The organism is Pseudogemmobacter hezensis (assembly GCF_013155295.1).
Taxonomy (GTDB): Bacteria; Pseudomonadota; Alphaproteobacteria; order Rhodobacterales; family Rhodobacteraceae; genus Pseudogemmobacter; species Pseudogemmobacter hezensis.
This window is the reverse complement of sequence record NZ_JABJXT010000002.1, coordinates 290,442-307,831: the sequence shown is the minus strand read 5'-3', so window position 1 is coordinate 307,831 and position 17,390 is coordinate 290,442. Positions and strand designations below refer to the sequence as shown.

Below are 17,390 nucleotides of genomic sequence, written 5' to 3'. Positions count from 1 at the left end.
GGCGGTCAGGGCACGATCAGCCGCGTTCCCGGCAGGATGCGGTTGGCGATCCACAAAAGATCGGCCTGATCAAAGGCGATGCAGCCCGCCGTCGGCCAATGCGCCCGCCGCCAGCTGTGCAGAAATATCGCCGAGCCCAGGCCCGGTTTCGCATCGGGCCAGTTCCAGTCGGTGACCAGCACCAGATCATATTGCGGATCGCTGCGGCGCAGCACCTCATGCGAAAAAGCATAGGGGGCGCGGACATGGCTGTTATAGGCGGCGTCGCGGCTGTCATCAGACCACAGATCGCCGGGGATCAGCGGCTCGGCCCAGGCGGGAACGCGGGCGCGGGAGAGGCGGTCGGGGCGGTAAAAGCCGCCGACGATATGGTGCAGCCCGGCGGGCGTTGCGCCATCGCCCTCGCGTTTGGTGCGGGTGATGCCGCTGCGGCCGATGGTGCAGGCAAAGCGGCGGCCCCGGAACAGGAGGCCCTGGCGGGTCAGGACAAGGTCATTCGCGCTTTGGCCGGGGTGGATCACAGCAGATGCCCCGATTTCGCGGCCTTGGTGGCCAGATAGGCGGCGTTCTCGCGGGTCTTGCCGACTTTCAGCGGCACCCGCTCGACCACTTTCAGACCGCAGCTGTTCAGCATCGCCACCTTGCGCGGGTTGTTGGTCAAAAGCCGCACCTCGCGGAAACCGAGGCCGCGCAGCAGCTCGGCGCCGATGCGGAAGTCACGCTCATCATCCTCAAACCCCAGGCGGTGATTGGCGTCGACGGTGTCAAACCCCTGATCCTGCAGCGAATAGGCCCGCATTTTGTTGGCCAGGCCAATGCCGCGCCCTTCCTGGTTCAGGTAGAGAAGCACGCCCGCCCCCTCTTCGCCCATATGCGACAGCGCGGCATGCAGCTGCGGCCCGCAATCGCATTTCAGCGAGCCCAGAACATCGCCGGTAAAGCAGGCCGAATGCAGCCGCGCCAGCACGGGGCGCTCTCGGGCGGGCTGGCCGACCTCAATCGCGTAATGCTCATCGCTGCCATCATCGGGGCGGAAAACATGCAGCCGGCCGGCCCCGGCCAGCGCCATCGGCAGCCGCGCCGAGACCACATCGTCAAAGGGCGCCAGCCGCGAAAGCGCCGGGATTGCCTCATCGACGCGCAGGAAGGTCAGCCCGTGATCGGCGGCCAGCAGCAGCGGGTTTTCAACCCGCACCAGCAGCGCGGCGGGCAGCAGATGCGCCGATTTCGCCAGCAGGACGGCTGCCCGATGCAGCGTGCCAGAGCCACCGTAAAGCCCGCGCACCGGCCCCTTCATCGGCACCCGCAGATCATCCTGCGGGTCGGCAATCGCCTTCAGCCAGGCGGTATCGGCGCTGTCGGGCACGGCGATGCGGGCTATATCACCGTCACAGGCGAAGGCCTTCAGCGTCTCAGCCCGCCAGGCGGTCAGGGCAAGTTCGGGCGTGCCCAAGCCGCGCAGGGCATTGAGGCGGGCGGGCTCCAGCGCCTCAATGGCGATGGCAAGCGCGGCCTCGCCCTCGCCTGCCAGCAGCACCGGCACCCCCATCCGCAAATCGCCGCGTGCGCGCGAAAGGCGCTCGGTGATATCGGGGCCTAGGGCGGCGCCAGGGCGCGGGGATGGCGTCTTGTCTGATGCGGTCATGGCAGATCTCCTGCCTTATGAGATAGCGAAAGGATTGCAGGATTGAAACATTTCCCGCGCCTGCGACACGAGGCCGTGAGGGATGTGTCGCAAATCTTGCGGCAGATGTGATGGCGCCGCATCTCTTGACGCAAGAGCAATGGAAGGACCGTATCATGGCCCAGCTTCGCAAAATTCTTTTGGTGGACGACGATGATGATCTGCGTGAGGCATTGTCAGAGCAATTGGTGATGACCGAGGATTTCGACGTCTTTGAGGCCCGCAATGGCGCCGAGGGGATGGAGAAGGCCAAAGCGGCAATCTATGACCTGGTGATCCTGGATGTCGGCCTGCCCGATACCGATGGCCGTGAGCTGTGCCGCCGGATGCGCAAAGCGGGCGTGAAATGCCCGATCATGATGCTGACCGGGCATGATACCGATGCAGACACCATCCTTGGCCTTGATTCCGGTGCCAATGATTATGTGACAAAGCCGTTTAAATTCCCGGTTCTTTTGGCCCGCATCCGGGCGCAATTGCGCACGCATGAGCAATCAGAGGACGCGGTATTCCAGCTTGGCCCTTATTCGTTCCGTCCGGCCCAGAAATTGCTGGTCGATGAAAAGGATAAAAAGATTCGCCTGACCGAGAAAGAAACCAATATCCTGAAGTTCCTCTATCGGGCGCAATCCGGGGTTGTGGCGCGGGATGTGCTTTTGCATGAGGTCTGGGGATATAATGCGGGGGTTACCACCCATACGCTGGAAACCCATATCTATCGCCTGCGCCAGAAAATTGAGCCAGATCCCTCAAATGCGCGGCTTTTGATCACCGAAAGCGGCGGCTATCGGCTGGCCTCCTGAACTGTGGTCAGCAAACCAGACCTGCAAATGACGCAATTTCCTGTCATAATGTCGCTTGATTCATCGTGGATTAATGTTTTGCGATGAATACTGGCGATCAGGGCCTGGCGCAGTTGTCGCAGTTTCAGGCGCATGAGTTCCCCTTGCCGTGTCGGGGTTATGGCACGGCATCCTCCCTGTTGGACTGGCCGGGCTTTTGCCCGGCCTTTTTTTATCGCACGGATCTGTCTTTCGGATCAGGATTTGCGGGAACTGCCTTTGTCCGGCTCTGGGCTATCTTTTGTGCCTGGCTGCGCATAGTGTCGCGCCGCAAGTCAGCCGACAGGAGAGAGTTATGAGCTTTACCCTTGCCACCTGGAACATCAACTCTGTGCGTCTGCGCGAGGGGCTGGTGGCAAAGCTGCTGTCTGATGACGCGCCGGATGTCCTGTGCCTGCAGGAAATCAAAACCCCGATCGACAAGTTCCCGAGAGAGGTCTTTGATGCGCTTGGCTATCGGCATCTCGTGGCGCGTGGCCAGAAGGGCTATAACGGTGTGGCGATCCTGTCGAAACTGCCGCTGGAGGATGCTGGCGACCGCGACTATGCGACGCTGGGCCATGCGCGGCACGTGGCGGCCAGACTGGAAAACGGTGTGACGATCCACAATTTCTATGTTCCGGCAGGAGGTGACATCCCCGACCGTGAGCAGAATGTGAAATTCGGTCAGAAGCTGGATTTCCTGACCGAGATGCGCGATGTGTTCCATGCGGATCGCCCAGAGCGTGCGATCCTGGTCGGGGATCTGAATATCGCCCCGCGCGAAGATGATGTCTGGGATCACAAAAAGCTGCTGAAAATCGTCAGCCATACGCCGATTGAGGTCGAGCATCTGGCGGCAGCGCAGGACGCCGGAAAATGGGTCGATGTGACGCGCCAGGATATTCCCGAGGGCAAACTCTATTCCTGGTGGAGCTATCGCGCCGCAGACTGGGATGGTGCCGATAAGGGTCGGAGGCTTGACCATATCTGGGCGACGCCTGACATCTCAGGCGCGGCCCAAGGCTCGCGGATTTTGCGTGACGCGCGCGGATGGACGCAACCCTCTGATCACGTTCCTGTATTTGCGACATTCGATCTGTAGCGCAATCGATTTCCTGGAGGAAATCGGCCCGTTTTGTTGCAACAAAACGGATTGCGCTAGTGGTTGGCCGTCAGCGCCGAAAGCACCGCTTTCGCGCTGTCGCTGTCCCATTCGGCATCACCGATCAACCGGGCAACCTCTTCCCCCTCGGGGTTCAGGATCACGGTGACCGGCAGGCCCATCACCCCCATTTGCCGCGACAGCGCTGATTTGGGGTCGCGCAAGGTCGGCAGATTGCTCAGGCCGGCCTCATCATAAAAGCGGCGGATCGCGGCGGGCTCATTGCGGCCTGTCGCAACCGGCAGCACCACCAGCCCGGGCATATCCGCCTGCAGCCGCGCAAGTGACGGCATCTCGGCCCGGCACGGCGCGCACCAGGTGGCCCAGAAATTCAGGACCACCCATTTGCCGCGATAATCCGTCAGCGATGCGGGGGCGTCCTCCATGGTCAGCAGTTCGACCGGGGCGATCCCGACCGGCGCCTCATGCAATGCGAGCTTTTTCATATCGCCCGTGCGCAGGCTGGCCACATCTTCGGCCATGGCCGCATTTGCACCAAGCGCCAGCGCGGTATAAAGAGCAGCCACAAACATCCGCATTTCGATCTTCCTTCTCTGACCCGGGGCCCGAGCCAAATGAGCGCATCTGACCAGTCCAAAGCCGCAAACCAGATGTGGGGCGGGCGTTTCGCCGAAGGGCCGGATGCGATCATGCAGGCGATCAACGCCTCGATCGGTTTCGACAAACGGCTTTACGCCCAGGACATTGCTGGCTCGCGTGCCCATGCCGCGATGCTGGCGGCGCAGGGCATCCTTACCGATAACGATGCAAAGGTGATCCGGGAAGGCCTGCTCACCGTCTTGTCAGAAATCGAGGCCGGGAATTTCCCCTTCCGGGTCGAGCTGGAGGATATCCACCTCAATGTCGAATCGCGCCTGACCGAGATCGTCGGCGAGGCCGGCAAGCGTCTGCACACCGGGCGTTCGCGCAATGATCAGGTGGCGGTCGATTTCCGTCTTTGGGTGCGCGACCAGTGTGATGCGGCAATCTCTGGCCTGACCGCTTTGATGCGGGCCTTTGTCGCCCAGGCGGAACAGGGGGCTGACTGGGTGATGCCCGGCTTCACCCATCTGCAGACCGCGCAGCCGGTGACCTGGGGCCATCACATGATGGCCTATGTCGAGATGTTCGCCCGCGACCGCTCGCGGTTTGAGGATGCGCGCAAGCGCATGAATGAATGCCCGCTGGGCGCGGCAGCGCTGGCGGGGACCAGCTTCCCGATTGATCGCCATGCAACGGCCGAGGCGCTTGGCTTTGACCGCCCCACCGCGAACAGCCTCGATTCGGTTTCTGACCGTGATTTCGCGCTGGAGTTTCTGTCGGCCTCTTCGATCACCGCCATGCATCTGTCGCGCTTTGCCGAAGAGCTGGTGATCTGGTCCTCGGCGCAGTTCCGCTTTGTGCGGCTTTCAGATCGCTGGACCACCGGATCCTCGATCATGCCGCAAAAGAAAAACCCCGACGCGGCAGAGCTTTTGCGCGCGAAACTGGGCCGGATTCTGGGGGCGACGGTGGCGCTGTTCACCATCATGAAAGGCCTTGCCCTGACCTATTCCAAGGACATGCAGGAAGACAAAGAGCAGGTTTTTGACGCTGCCGACAATCTGATGCTGGGGCTGGCCGCGATGACGGGCATGGTCTCTGACATGGCGGCGAACCGCGACAGCCTGACCGCGGCGGCGGCCAGCGGCTTTTCCACCGCGACCGATCTGGCCGACTGGCTGGTGCGCCGCCTGAATCTGCCCTTCCGCGAGGCGCATCACGTGACCGGCACCCTGGTCGGCATGGCCGAGAAGGCCGGGATCGACCTGCCGGATCTGACACTCGCGCAGATGCAATCGGTGCATCCTGGCATCACGGATGAGGTTTTCACCGTGCTTGGCGTGGAAAACTCGGTCAATTCACGCCTTTCCTACGGCGGAACCGCGCCTGTCCGGGTGCGTGAGCAGATCGCCCGCTGGAAAGCTGCGCTGGCCTGAGCCAGGCTGCCCCATCAAGGCCGCGCCCCATAACCGCGCCCCGTATCAGGAGCCTCCATGCGCATTATCGCCGCCCTCACCCTGACCGCTTTGCTGGCCGCCTGCGGTGTCGGCGGCGAGCCGAAGCATCCCGAGGAAACCACCTCTTTCTCGGGCAGCCTTCGCATTGGCACCAGTCACAGTTTCTGATGATGATGCGCCCCGCCCGCTGGACCTTCACAATGCTGATCTGCGGTCTTTGTGCCGCCTGTGCGCCGCGCCAGCCGCAAAACCAGGTCGTTTATGATCCGACGCTGGGGCTGCATGTCAGCAAGGGCGGCCATGTCACGCCTTCGGTTGCCGGGAATATCGCGGGGGTTACCGTTGGGGCCTCGCCCAATGGTGGTTTTCTGGGCACGCGGGTCGGCCCGATCCGTCTTAGCACCGGCTTCTGATCCCCTTGCCGCCCGGGCGCAATTGCAGCCGGGCGCAGCTTTGCTATAGCAAGGGGTGAAATCGGGGCGAAAGGGCGCGGGCCATGGATCATTTCCTTTACAAAGGTGGCATTCTTCACGCCGAAGACGTGGCGATCCCCGAGATCGCGGCCCAGGTCGGCACGCCCTTTTACGTCTATTCGACCGCCACGCTGACCCGGCATTTCCGCCTGTTCTCAGAGGCGTTTTCGCCCCTGCCGCATCTGGTTTGCTTTGCGATCAAATCGCTGTCCAATGTCGCGGTGCTGAAGGTGCTGGGCGACCTGGGCGCGGGGATGGATGTGGTCTCGGTTGGCGAGTATCTGCGCGCCAAAGCCGCAGGCGTCCCGGGCGAGCGGATCGTCTTTTCCGGCGTCGGTAAAACCCGCGATGAGATCCGCACAGCCCTGGAAGGCGGCATCCGCCAGTTCAACGTTGAATCGGAACCCGAGATGCGGGCGATCTCTGAGGTCGCAACCGCGCTTGGCAAGGTTGCCCCGATCACCGTGCGGGTGAACCCCGATGTTGACGCCAAAACCCATGCGAAAATCGCCACCGGGAAATCTGAGAACAAATTCGGCATCCCCATCGCCCGCGCGCGTGAGGTCTATGCCGAGGCCGCCCGTCTGCCCGGTCTGAAAGTCGTGGGCATCGACGTGCATATCGGCAGTCAGCTGACCGAGCTTGCCCCCTTTGAGGCCGCCTTTGACAAGGTGGCCGAGCTGACCGAGGTGCTGCGTGCCGACGGGCATGAGATCACCCGCCTTGATCTGGGCGGTGGGCTTGGCATTCCCTATACGCGCTCGAATGAGGCGCCGCCCTTGCCGGTGGAATACGGCCAGATGGTGCAGCGCAAACTGGGCCATCTGGGCTGCGAGATCGAGATCGAGCCGGGTCGCCTGATTTCCGGTAATTCCGGCATTCTGGTCTCTGGCGTGATCTATGTGAAAAACGGCGAGGGCCGCGATTTCCTGATCCTGGATGCGGCGATGAATGACCTTGTGCGCCCCTCGATGTATGACGCCTGGCATGACATCATCCCGGTGATCGAAGGCGCCCCTGGCGACCCGACCCAGCCCTATGACGTGGTTGGCCCGGTTTGTGAGACCGGGGACACCTTTGCCAAGGGCCGCGATCTGCCCCTGCTGGCGGCGGGCGATCTGGTCGCCTTCCGTTCGGCCGGGGCTTATGGCGCGGTGATGGCCAGCGAATACAATACCCGCCCCCTGATCCCCGAAGTGCTGGTGCATGAGCATCAATTCTCGGTCATTCGGGAACGCCCTACCTTTGACGAAATCCTCGCACGCGATAAGGTGCCTGCGTGGATGAAGGATCAGTAACCCCCCGGAAGCACGCCGGGGAAGGGAGAGTGGATGGCTGCGCCAGGCGCTGACAGATCTGCCAAAGGGCAGGGCGGGTCCGATCAAACCAGCGCAGAGGCGCTGAAATCCATCGAATGGCCGCGCCGTTTGACGCTGATCGGGCTTTGGGCCGAGCGGCTTGCCCGCGCCTTCTGGCCGCTGTGGTCGATCCTGTTGCTGGCTTTCTCGGCGGTGGCCTTTGGCCTGCATGATTTCGGATCGCTGCTGCAACTGCAGATCGGGCTTGGTCTGGTGGCACTGGCGGCGCTGATCGCTTTGGTCTGGGGCTGGCGGAAATTTCGCCGGCCCACCTCGGACGAGGCGCTGATCCGGCTGGATGCCTCGCTGCCCGGCCGCCCGATTGCAACGCTGCGCGATGCCCAGGCGATTGGGGCCGATGATGCGCAATCGGTCGCGGTCTGGCGCGTGCACCTGGCGCGGATGGCCGAAAAGGCCCGTGCGGCCCGCGCGGTTCCTCCTGATTTGCAACTGGCCTCGCGGGATCGGCTGTCGCTGCGTTATGTGGCGCTGACGGCTGCGGTGATGGCGGCGCTGTTCGGATCGTTCTGGCGCGCGGCAGAGGTTGTGGCCATCGGCCCCGGCCCGGCCCAGGCGATCCCCTCTGGCCCCACCTGGGAAGGCTGGGCCCGCCCGCCTGCCTATACCGGAAAGCCGGTGCTTTATCTGAACGATATCACCGCCCCTGAATTTGAGGTGCCGGTCGGATCCAGGATCCAGATCCGCGTCTATGGCGATCAGGATGGCCCTGCGATTGAACAGACCATCGCCCAGGTTGCCCCCCCCGCGCCCGCAGGCGAGGTGACGGCGGCGGTGCCAGAGGGGCTGCGCGGTCTGACAGAGCTGGTGGTCAGCCAGTCTGGCCGCCTGTCGATCGGGGGTACAGGCGGCACCGGGCGTGAGTGGCAGGTCATCGCCACCCCCGACAATGCCCCCTCGGTCGAGCTGACAGGCGAGATGGGCCGCGAAGCCGATGGCCGCTTCAGGCAAAAGTTCAAAGCCAGCGATGATTACGGTGTCACGGCAGGGCGGGTTACGATCAGCCTTGATGCGGATAAGGTGATCCGCCGCTATGGGTTGGAAATCGCGCCCGAGACGTCGGATCCGGTGACGCTGGATCTGCCGATGCCCGTGAAAGGGGATCGGCGTGAGGTCACGCAGACGCTGGTTGATGATCTGTCAGAGCATCTTTTCTCGAATATGCCGGTCAGCATGGTGTTCTCGGTCAGCGATGCGGCCGGGAATGAGGGTCAGGCCCAGCCGCTGCAGGTCACGCTGCCGGGCAAGCGGTTCTTCGATCCGATGGCCAATGCCGTGGTTGAGATGCGGCGCGACATTCTGTGGAACCGCGAAAACCTGCCGCGTGTGCTGCAACTGCTGAAGGCAATCGGCAATCGCCCTGAAGAGCTGGCCCGCTCGCAAAACGCGGCCAAGCGGCTGCGGGTTCTGGTGCGCGGTGCCGATGCGATGGCACAGCCTCTGACCGATACGCAGCGCGATGAGGTGGCCAAAGAGCTGTGGGAAATCGCCTTCATGTTTGAAGAGGGCGATCTGAACAACGCCTTTGAACGGCTGCAGCGGGCGCAGGATCGCCTGGAAGAGGCGATGCGCAACGGGGCCTCGCCCGAGGAAATCAACGATCTGATGAAAGAGATGCAGCAGGCGATGCGCGAGTATCTCAAAGAGCTGCGGGCCCAGGATCAGGCCAACGGCAATCAGGACGGCAAGGATGGCCAGGACGGGCAGGGGGGCCAGGGTGGTGGCCGCACCATCACCGATGACCAGCTGCAAAAGCTGCTTGATGAGATCGAGCGGCTGATGAAAGAAGGCAAAACTGCCGAAGCCATGCAGCTGATGGAAGAGTTGCGCCAGCTGATGGAGAACCTTGAGGTCCAGAATGGTCCTGGTGGTCAGGGCGAAGGCCAGGGGCAGGGCCAGGGCACCATGCGTGATCTGGGCGAGACGCTGAAGGATCAGCAGGGCCTTTCCGACGACGCCTATCGTGACATGCAGCGTGGGCGAAATGGTCAGGGCGGGGGCACCGATCCGGGTGAGCTGGCCGACCGCCAGCGCGAATTGCGCGACCGTCTGAACGAGATGCAGAACGGCAAAATGCCGGGTGACGGTTCAGAGAAGGGCGAAGAGGGCCGCGAGCGGCTGGGCGAGGCCGAGCAGGCCATGCGCGAGGCCGAGGAGGCGCTGCGTCAGGGTGATCTGGCCGGGGCGCTGGACAAGCAGGCCGAAGCGATGGAGCGGATGCGCCAGGGCATGCGCGATCTGGGCGAGGCGCTTGCCGATATCGAGCGCGAACCCGGCGCCGAGGGCGGCAACCAGGACCCGCGTGAGGCCCGCCGCGTAGACCCGAATGCCGTCGATCCGCTGGGGCGCGAGCCTGGATCTTCGGCCCGTATCGGCTCTGACCGCAATATGGTGCAAAACACGCCGGATCAGCGCGCCCAGGAGCTGCTGGATGAAATCCGCCGCCGCTCGGGCGAGGCGGCGCGCCCTGATGCGGAACTGGATTATCTGCGGCGCCTGCTCGAGCTGTTCTGAGCGATCAGACGGCCGCCGGCGCCGCGCTGAAAGACAATATAAAAGGGGCGCATCCGATGCCGGATGCGCCCCTTTTGAAATCCTGATGCCTTAAACCACGATGCCCCGGGCAGAGCCCACGACGGGCTCAGATCACTGCTGGCCGCTGTCACTCAGGGCGTGGGTGGCGCTGTCCATCAGGGAATTCAGCCAGTTGCGCAGATTGTCGACGAACAGGACATATTTCTGCAGCGTGCTTTCCAGCGCCGGGAACCAGGCTGTGATCTCGGTCGAAAACACATAGGCCAGCGCCGCAAGAATAAGCGCCAGGACAGAAAGACAGAATCCGGTTCTGAAGCTGCCCCTGGTCAGATCGGGCAGCGATTCGACTTCTGCATCAGGGTCGAAACGGGCCTCGTCGGGCTGCAGGGTCGAGTTGATTTCCTCGACATCGGGCAAAAGGTCGCGCCGCGCCATGGGGCGCCCCTGCTCGGGCGGCGGATCATCATCATCGAGATCCTCGCCGCGCAGCATCGCCAGCCGCTTTTGCTGCGCGGTCATCTCCGGGGTGGGCGCGGGCACCGACAGCTCGGGCTGGGATTGCAACCCGGTTTCCGCCTCGGCCCGGCGATTCGTATTGCGTTGGGCCTCGCTGCGACGGGCCTCGGCCTCGCGCTCGGCCTCATCGCGCAAAATTGCGAGAACCTCGTCGTCCAGCTCACGGCGGACGGGTTGCGGCGGCGGCGCTGCGATCGGGGCCGGATCGGCCTCTTTGCGGCCAGCACTCAGCGCGGCCTTCAGGGCGCTGGCCCCGGTAAGCGGGGGCGATTCGACACTGTCTGCGCGCGAAGGTGGCTGTGGCACCAGCCCGATCACGCTGGCTTCCGGGGCGGGCCCAGGGGCGTCTTGTGCTGTCTCGGGCGGCGGTGAAACGGGCGGCAGCACGACGGCAGCCTCTGCGATCTCAACGGCTGCCTCAACGTCGTCAGAGGGGGGCAAGGCAGCTGCTTCGCCTGGCGGCGGTGCGGCCTGATCCGCCGCTGCAACCTCGTTTTCGTCAAAATCAGCAGGTTCCGGGGCAGAATCCGGCGTGGTCCAGGCTGCAGCCGGGGCCTCCTGGTCGGGGGCGGTCGGCTGCAGATCCTCCTCCGACTGGGCTGCATCAAAGGGCAGCTGGAACCAGGCATGACCACAGTTCGAGCACTGAACATCGCGTCCGTTTTCAGGAATCGCGTTGTCCGGTACATCGTATCTGGCGTCACAATTTGGACAGGCCAGTAACATGAAAATCCCCGCCCGAAGCTAAGTCCTTTTCTCTTCTAGCAATAATCCGGCATTCGTCCAAGACTATGTCGCCTGGTCTTGTGCAATCACCGCGACCTGTGCGAATCAGGTCATGGTTTGTATATAAATACGGGCAAGAGTTGGGCCAGGGGCTTCGGCGCAGGGTTCTGGGTGCAGGGGGATCGGGCGGTGATTGCCTTCGAAAGTGCAGCCTATAATTATGGCGGCGGAGAGCTCTTGTCAGATGTGACGCTGCGGCTGGCACCGGGCTCGTTCCATTTCCTGACCGGGCCTTCGGGCTCGGGCAAGACGACATTCCTGAAAATGGCCTATGCAGAGCTTTTGCCCACCGCCGGCCATGTGACGATCTTTGACCGTGAGGTGAAAACCCTGGGCCGCGATGATGTGGCGGCGGTCCGGCGTCGGATCGGCGTGGTGCATCAGGATGTGCAATTCCTTGATCACCTGCCGCTGGCGACCAATATGCAGCTGCCGCTGATCGTTTCGGGCAAGAAAACCTCGGCGGATGACCTGAATGAGCTGCTGAAATGGGTGGGCCTGTCGCATCTGGCCGATGCTTTGCCACCGTCCCTTTCGGGCGGGGAAAGGCAGCGGGCCGCGCTGGCGCGGGCGATCATCATGGGGCCCGATGTGATTATCGCCGATGAGCCCACCGGCAATGTCGACTGGGAGATGTCGCTGAGGCTGCTGACGCTGCTGGTCGAGCTGAACCGGATGGGCAAAACGATTCTGATCGCCACCCATGACCTGAACCTGATTCGCCAGGCCAAAAACCAGATCCCGACCCGGGTGCTGCGCATCTCGAAACGGCGGATCCAGCTGGCGGGGGCCGACCTGTGAGGCTGCCAAAACCGATCACCCGCGCCCTTGCGCTGATGTCGCCCGATTCGCGCTCTGACCGGGTGGTGCCGCCCTCGGGGCATACCGCATGGCTGACCACTTTCACCGCCGCCGCGATGACCTTTCTTTGCGTCTTTGCCATGGCGCTGTCGCTGGCCTCGGGGCGGCTGGCGACCCGCTGGTCGGATGCGCTGGCGCGGACCTCGACCATCCGCCTTTCCGCGCCGCCCGGCCAGATGGAGGCGCAGACCGCCGCGATTCTGGCCCTGCTGGCGGCGACGCCGGGCGTCGAATCGGCCCGCGCCCTGACGGATGCCGAAAACCGCGCTTTGCTGGAGCCCTGGTTCGGCCCTGAGCTTCCCGTGGAAGAGCTGCCCCTGCCCGGCCTGATCGAGGTGACAGAGGCGGATCCGGGCTATGACACCGATGGGCTGCGTCAGCGCCTGCGGGCCGAGGCGCCGGGCGCGGTGCTGGATGATCATGCCCGCTGGCGGCGCCCGCTGGCCGAGGCTGCCAGCAAGCTGCGGATGCTGGGCCTGTTGTCGATCATCCTGATCGGAACGGCGATGGCGGCGATGGTGACGCTGGCGGCCAGCGCCTCGCTGGAGGCCAATGCCCAGGTGGTGCGGGTGCTGCGGCTGGTGGGGGCGCGTGATCAGTATATCGCCCGCGCTTTCGTGCGCCGCTTTACGCTGCGGGCGTTTTCCGGGGCCTGTATTGGTGCGGTTTTCGGGTTGATCGGCGTTTTGATCCTGCCGCGTGCCGATGCGGCCGGGGCCTTCCTGACCGGGCTTGGTTTTACCGGCTGGGGCTGGCTTTTGCCCTTCGTGCTGCCGCCGCTGGTGGGGCTGGTTGCCTTCTTCTCGACCCGCTACGCCGCCCTTCGCAAACTGAGAGAGTTCCGATGATCGCCATTCGCTGGGTGCTGTCGCTGATCTTCATCATCCAGATGTATGTGGTGATGGCGGTGTTTGCGGTGCTGTTTTTTCCCTTTGCAATGGCGTCACGGCGGGCGGCGCTTTGGGTCTGCCACCTCTACGCAAGATGGGTGATCCTTACGGCCCGGATTTTGTGCGGTATTCGCACAGAGGTTCGCGGCACAGCCCCGGTGGGTGAAGTGATCATCGCCGCCAAGCATCAGAGTTTCTTTGATATTCTGGTCATCTTCGCTTCTGTCCCGCGCCCCAGGTTCGTCATGAAACGCGAGCTGATCTGGACCCCGTTTCTGGGCCAGTATGCGCTGCGGATCGGCTGCATTCCTGTGGATCGGGGCAAGCGGGGCGCCGCACTGGCCAAAATGAAGGCCGATGTCGAAAAGGGCCGCGCCGAGCCGGGGCAGCTGGTGATCTACCCGCAGGGCACCCGCGTCGCGCCAGGGGTTTCGATGCCCTATAAGGTTGGGACAGGCCTGCTTTATCAGCAGCTGGGTCAGCCCTGCGTGCCCACCGCAACCAATATCGGCCTGTTCTGGCCAAAGCGCGGTATCCTGCGCAGGCCGGGTGTCGCTGTGGTCGAGTTTTTGCCCACGATAGCCCCCGGTCTGTCTTTGTCAGCGTTTATGAAAAAGCTTGAGGCCGAGGTCGAGACTGCGTCCGACAGGCTGATGGTTGAGGCCGGATTTTCGGGCAGCCGGGACGAAAGTGCATAGCAGGCCGATCAAAGACTAACGCCGCAGGAAGATCCCCGCGGCGTTGCTTTTTGTCAGGTCAGGCTGAAACCCCAGCCCAGTAAGCCAGAACCGTAAGCCAGCCCGTAAGCCTGTCAGTCGGCCAGCAGCGATGCCAGTTTGCGCCGCACCACCGGGCGTGCAGCCATCGGCGGCGCGTCATGCAATTGCGGGAAGAGGCGCAGAACCTCATTGCGGGCGTCGCTTTCCAGCCCCTGCAAAGAGTGGTCGCCGGGGTGAAAGCTTTCACTCGGAGCGCCTTCGGCCAGCACGATCTCGTGCTCTTCCAGCAGGAAATGCACATAGGTCACATCCTCGGCGGCGCTTGCCTGGCGGATCGAGCCATTGTTCACCAGCGAGATCGCCGGAACCAGAATCTCGGATTCGCCGAACCACAGCTCGGCCTTCCAGCCCGAGACCAGCATGCGGTGCTGCGGCGAGACCGCAAGGCGGCGCTTTGGCATGCCATCGCCCAGCGAACCGGGCTCAAAAACCACCGGGCAGAGGCTGCCGTCATGCAGCTGCTGCGCAGCCGTGATGGTGCGGGCGCCAATCCACTTCAGCGGCAATGCGCGTCCATCACTGGTCAGAACCAGGTCGCCTGCCTGCAGCTGTTCGACCGGACGCTCACCCTCGGGGGTCGCAATCAGCGTTCCGGCGGTGAAGCAGACCAGCAGCGCAATATCATCAATGATAGCGCCATAGCTGTTGTTCACCCCCAGCTCGGTAAAGCTGACCTTATAGGGCCCGGCAGTTTCAAAGGTGATCGGTATCCGGAAGGACGCCCAGGACTGATCCTGCGGATAGATATGCTGCGAGAAAATCGGAAGACCGATTGTCTCATCATAGATGTCGATGCGAAAGCCTTCGCCATTTGAAAGCGGCTGTCCATTGCGCAGCGCGGTGCGGAATTCCAGCGGGTAGGTACCAGGAGCGGTGATCTGAACCACCTGGTACATCACGGTGATCTGGCCTGATCCGCCATCCATCTCAGCGACGCGATTGGACGACCCGTTCCCCAGATATGAATTCTCGGTATAGGCGGTTTCCATATCGACCCCGGACCAGCCGGAGCTGCCGAGGTTGAAGTCACCATTCACGATGAGATTGGTAATGGCCATGATACAATCCTTACAATCAGTGGGCCCCTAATACCCACCGACTGCGCGTTTTCTTTGCGCTATTTATGGCAAAATCCAGAGGGCGGGCAAAAAATCGGGCATGCTAAATAGCAGCCTGAGGCAATATTGCCGCTAAAAACGGGTAATTTTAAGAACCGGGCTGTCAGCCGCAGACTGCGGTATCAGGCAGCCAGGCCTTTCGTTCCCATATCAAGAAACTTCTGCCGGCGATCTTTGCGCAGCGCCGCGGGCTTTTTATCGCCGATCTCGGCCAGCATCGCCTCAATGGCTTTACCCACAGCATCAATCGCCTCCGAGGGGGCGCGTTGCGCCCCGCCGACCGGCTCTTTGATGATGCGATCAGCAATGCCCAGCTTTTGCAGGTCCTGTGCCGTCAGGCGCAGCGCCTCGGCGGCCTCACGCATTTTCTCGGCGTCTTTCCACAGGATCGAGGCGCAGCCTTCGGGCGAGATCACCGAATAGACCGAATGCTCCAGCATGGCGACGCGGTTGGCGGTTGCAAATGCCACCGCCCCGCCCGAGCCACCCTCGCCGATGATCACAGAGATCAGCGGCACGCCAAGCGACAGGCATTTCTCGGTCGAGCGGGCAATCGCCTCAGACTGGCCGCGCTCTTCTGCCCCTTTGCCGGGATAGGCGCCGGGGGTGTCGACCAGGGTGATCACCGGCAGGCCAAAACGGTCTGCCAGATCCATCAGGCGAATCGCTTTGCGATAGCCTTCGGGGCGGGCCATGCCGAAGTTATGCTCGATCCGGGTCTTGGTATCGTGACCCTTTTCATGGCCGATCACCATCACCGGGCGGTCATTGAAGCGGGCGATCCCGCCCATGACGGCATGGTCGTCGGCGAAGGCGCGATCCCCGGCCAGCGGCGTATATTCTGTAAAAAGCGCGTCAATATAAGCCTGGCAATGCGGCCGATCCGGGTGGCGCGCGACCTGACATTTCTGCCAGGCACTCAGATTCTTATAAAGATCGCGCAGCGCGGTTTCGGCCTTGCGGTCCAGCGCCTCGGCCTCACGCGTGACATCCATAGCGGAATCCTTGCGGGCAAGTGCCCGCAATTCCTCAGCTTTGCCTTCGATCTCGGCCAGGGGCTTTTCGAAATCGAGATAGATCATGCGCAGGACCCTTATTTTGATCACCCCCTATATGGCGAGGAAGGCGGCGAAGTGCAACTCTCAGCACAAAGGCCAGGCGCAGAGCGGGCACCATCCCTGCGTGCGCGGGCAGCGCCATCGGCTTCGGGGGCGGTGAGGGATGGACTGCAAAGGGTCAGAAATGGCAACGCCCCATAGCCCTGGACCACTGTCCTGAACTATGAGGCGTGCGTCCTCCCGGATTGCCGCGCAGGGCCTCCTCTCCCTGTGGTCGCGGCTCGGGTGTTCTTTTGGCATTGCCCTGTGGTTGAGCGCCGTTGGAAAGATGTTGCACAATGTAAAAGCAATGTGTCAACGGATTCCCGCTAGTTTTGCGAAATGATTTCAGCCTGGCGCGTGATGACTTCGGCCTGGCGCATTGATGCAATGTCGACCAGCCGGCCCTTATAGGTTGCAGCGCCCTGGCCTGCGGCTTTTGCGGCCTCCATCGCGGCAAGGATTTCGCGGGCTTCAGCCACCGCGGCCTCAGAGGGGGTGAAGACCTCATTGGCCAGCGCCACCTGTTTCGGGTGAATGGCCCATTTGCCGACCATGCCCAGCGTGGCCGAGCGCAGCGCCTGGGCGCGAAAGCCCTCATCATCTGAAAAGTCGCCAAAGGGCCCATCGACCGGCAGCACGCCATGGGTGCGGCAGGCGGCGACGATTGCGGCCTGGGCCCAGTGCCAGGGGTCAGACCAGTATTTCTCGCCCTGGCGGTGCATGTAGTAATTCTCTTGCGTGCCACCGATGCCCGTCGTCTGCATCCCCATCGAGGCTGCGAAATCGGCCGCGCCAAGGCTCATCGCCTGCAGGCGCGGGCTGGAGGCGGCGATTTCCCCGACATGGGCAATTCCGGCAGCCGTTTCGATGATGACTTCAAAGCTGATCGGTTTTTGCCGGCCCTTTGCCCGCTCGATCGCGGTCACCAGCGCATCGACCGCATAGACATCGGCAGCGCAGCCGACCTTGGGGATCATGATCTGGTCAAGGCGATCCCCGGCCTGTTCCAGCAAATCGACCACATCCCGATACCACCAGGGGGTGTCGAGGCCATTGATCCGCACCGACAGGGTCTTTTTCCCCCAGTCGATGCTGTTCACGGCCTGGATGATATTCTGCCGCGCCTGATCCTTGTCCTGGGGGGCGACGGAATCCTCCAGATCGAGATTGATCACATCTGCCGCCGAGGCGGCCATCTTCTCAAACAGCGCCGGGCGCGAGCCGGGGCCGAAAAGCTGGCAGCGATTGGGCCGGGCAGGCGCAGCGGGCTGAAGGCGAAAGCTCAT

Annotated in this window: 17 protein-coding genes; 10 read left to right on the top strand and 7 right to left on the bottom strand. The window is 62.8% G+C overall.

Annotated elements, in window-relative coordinates; genetic code table 11:
* Positions 1 to 5 precede the first annotated feature (5 nt).
* Positions 6 to 521: a L,D-transpeptidase family protein gene (locus HOY34_RS03465; protein WP_366926903.1), complete on the bottom strand. Its 516-nt coding sequence runs from the start codon at positions 519 to 521 to the stop codon at positions 6 to 8.
* On the bottom strand, positions 518 to 1,645 hold the full coding sequence (ribA, locus tag HOY34_RS03460; protein ID WP_172359925.1) for a GTP cyclohydrolase II: 1,128 nt from the start codon (positions 1,643 to 1,645) through the stop codon (positions 518 to 520). The genes HOY34_RS03465 and ribA overlap by 4 nt, the downstream gene beginning before the upstream one ends.
* Positions 1,646 to 1,800: 155 nt before the next feature.
* On the opposite strand from ribA, the gene HOY34_RS03455 reads away from it, so the two are divergent.
* Positions 1,801 to 2,487 (top strand): response regulator transcription factor, encoded by a 687-nt coding sequence (locus HOY34_RS03455; RefSeq protein WP_172359924.1) that lies wholly within the window; start codon positions 1,801 to 1,803, stop codon positions 2,485 to 2,487.
* A 334-nt stretch (positions 2,488 to 2,821) separates the two neighbouring features.
* Positions 2,822 to 3,610: an exodeoxyribonuclease III gene (locus tag HOY34_RS03450; RefSeq protein ID WP_172359923.1), complete on the top strand. Its 789-nt coding sequence runs from the start codon at positions 2,822 to 2,824 to the stop codon at positions 3,608 to 3,610.
* 56 nt (positions 3,611 to 3,666) lie between these two features.
* Here the strand turns inward: HOY34_RS03450 and HOY34_RS03445 are convergent, their stop codons facing one another.
* On the bottom strand, positions 3,667 to 4,209 hold the full coding sequence (locus HOY34_RS03445) for a TlpA family protein disulfide reductase (protein ID WP_172359922.1): 543 nt from the start codon (positions 4,207 to 4,209) through the stop codon (positions 3,667 to 3,669).
* 36 nt (positions 4,210 to 4,245) lie between these two features.
* Here HOY34_RS03445 and argH point away from each other — a divergent pair, with 36 nt between their 5' ends.
* The 5 genes from argH (at position 4,246) to HOY34_RS03420 (ending at position 10,033) form a co-directional block, all read left to right on the top strand.
* Positions 4,246 to 5,649 (top strand): argininosuccinate lyase, encoded by a 1,404-nt coding sequence (argH, locus tag HOY34_RS03440; protein ID WP_172359921.1) that lies wholly within the window; start codon positions 4,246 to 4,248, stop codon positions 5,647 to 5,649.
* 57 nt (positions 5,650 to 5,706) lie between these two features.
* Complete coding sequence (locus HOY34_RS03435) at positions 5,707 to 5,838, top strand: argininosuccinate lyase (protein ID WP_172359920.1); 132 nt, start codon at positions 5,707 to 5,709, stop codon at positions 5,836 to 5,838.
* The gene (locus HOY34_RS03430) at positions 5,838 to 6,083 is read left to right on the top strand and encodes a hypothetical protein (protein ID WP_172359919.1); all 246 of its coding nucleotides are present in this window, start codon (positions 5,838 to 5,840) and stop codon (positions 6,081 to 6,083) included. The genes HOY34_RS03435 and HOY34_RS03430 overlap by 1 nt, the downstream gene beginning before the upstream one ends.
* Before the next feature lie 83 nt (positions 6,084 to 6,166).
* Positions 6,167 to 7,441 carry a diaminopimelate decarboxylase gene (lysA, locus tag HOY34_RS03425; protein ID WP_172359918.1) on the top strand — a complete coding sequence of 425 codons (1,275 nt, stop codon included), beginning with the start codon at positions 6,167 to 6,169 and terminating at the stop codon, positions 7,439 to 7,441.
* A 33-nt stretch (positions 7,442 to 7,474) separates the two neighbouring features.
* Positions 7,475 to 10,033 (top strand): DUF4175 domain-containing protein, encoded by a 2,559-nt coding sequence (locus tag HOY34_RS03420; protein WP_172359917.1) that lies wholly within the window; start codon positions 7,475 to 7,477, stop codon positions 10,031 to 10,033.
* 132 nt (positions 10,034 to 10,165) lie between these two features.
* Here the strand turns inward: HOY34_RS03420 and HOY34_RS03415 are convergent, their stop codons facing one another.
* Complete coding sequence (locus tag HOY34_RS03415; protein ID WP_172359916.1) at positions 10,166 to 11,296, bottom strand: zinc-ribbon domain-containing protein; 1,131 nt, start codon at positions 11,294 to 11,296, stop codon at positions 10,166 to 10,168.
* A gap of 189 nt (positions 11,297 to 11,485) precedes the next feature.
* On the opposite strand from HOY34_RS03415, the gene HOY34_RS03410 reads away from it, so the two are divergent.
* From HOY34_RS03410 to HOY34_RS03400, 3 genes are read left to right on the top strand one after another with little or no spacing between them, the layout of a single operon-like run.
* Positions 11,486 to 12,157 carry a cell division ATP-binding protein FtsE gene (locus HOY34_RS03410; protein ID WP_172359915.1) on the top strand — a complete coding sequence of 224 codons (672 nt, stop codon included), beginning with the start codon at positions 11,486 to 11,488 and terminating at the stop codon, positions 12,155 to 12,157.
* Between the two features lie 35 nt (positions 12,158 to 12,192).
* Complete coding sequence (locus HOY34_RS03405) at positions 12,193 to 13,065, top strand: cell division protein FtsX (RefSeq protein ID WP_172360023.1); 873 nt, start codon at positions 12,193 to 12,195, stop codon at positions 13,063 to 13,065.
* Entirely contained in the window at positions 13,062 to 13,805 is a 744-nt protein-coding gene (locus HOY34_RS03400) for a lysophospholipid acyltransferase family protein (RefSeq protein WP_172359914.1), read from the top strand. The genes HOY34_RS03405 and HOY34_RS03400 overlap by 4 nt, the downstream gene beginning before the upstream one ends.
* A gap of 113 nt (positions 13,806 to 13,918) precedes the next feature.
* On the opposite strand, the gene HOY34_RS03395 is transcribed toward HOY34_RS03400, so the two are convergent.
* From HOY34_RS03395 to HOY34_RS03385, 3 genes are all read right to left on the bottom strand, one after another.
* Entirely contained in the window at positions 13,919 to 14,944 is a 1,026-nt protein-coding gene (locus HOY34_RS03395; RefSeq protein WP_172359913.1) for a Hint domain-containing protein, read from the bottom strand.
* A 182-nt stretch (positions 14,945 to 15,126) separates the two neighbouring features.
* Positions 15,127 to 16,086 (bottom strand): acetyl-CoA carboxylase carboxyltransferase subunit alpha, encoded by a 960-nt coding sequence (locus tag HOY34_RS03390; RefSeq protein ID WP_172359912.1) that lies wholly within the window; start codon positions 16,084 to 16,086, stop codon positions 15,127 to 15,129.
* 344 nt (positions 16,087 to 16,430) lie between these two features.
* A complete protein-coding gene (locus tag HOY34_RS03385; protein ID WP_172359911.1) occupies positions 16,431 to 17,390 on the bottom strand; it encodes an L-malyl-CoA/beta-methylmalyl-CoA lyase in 960 nt (319 codons plus the stop codon).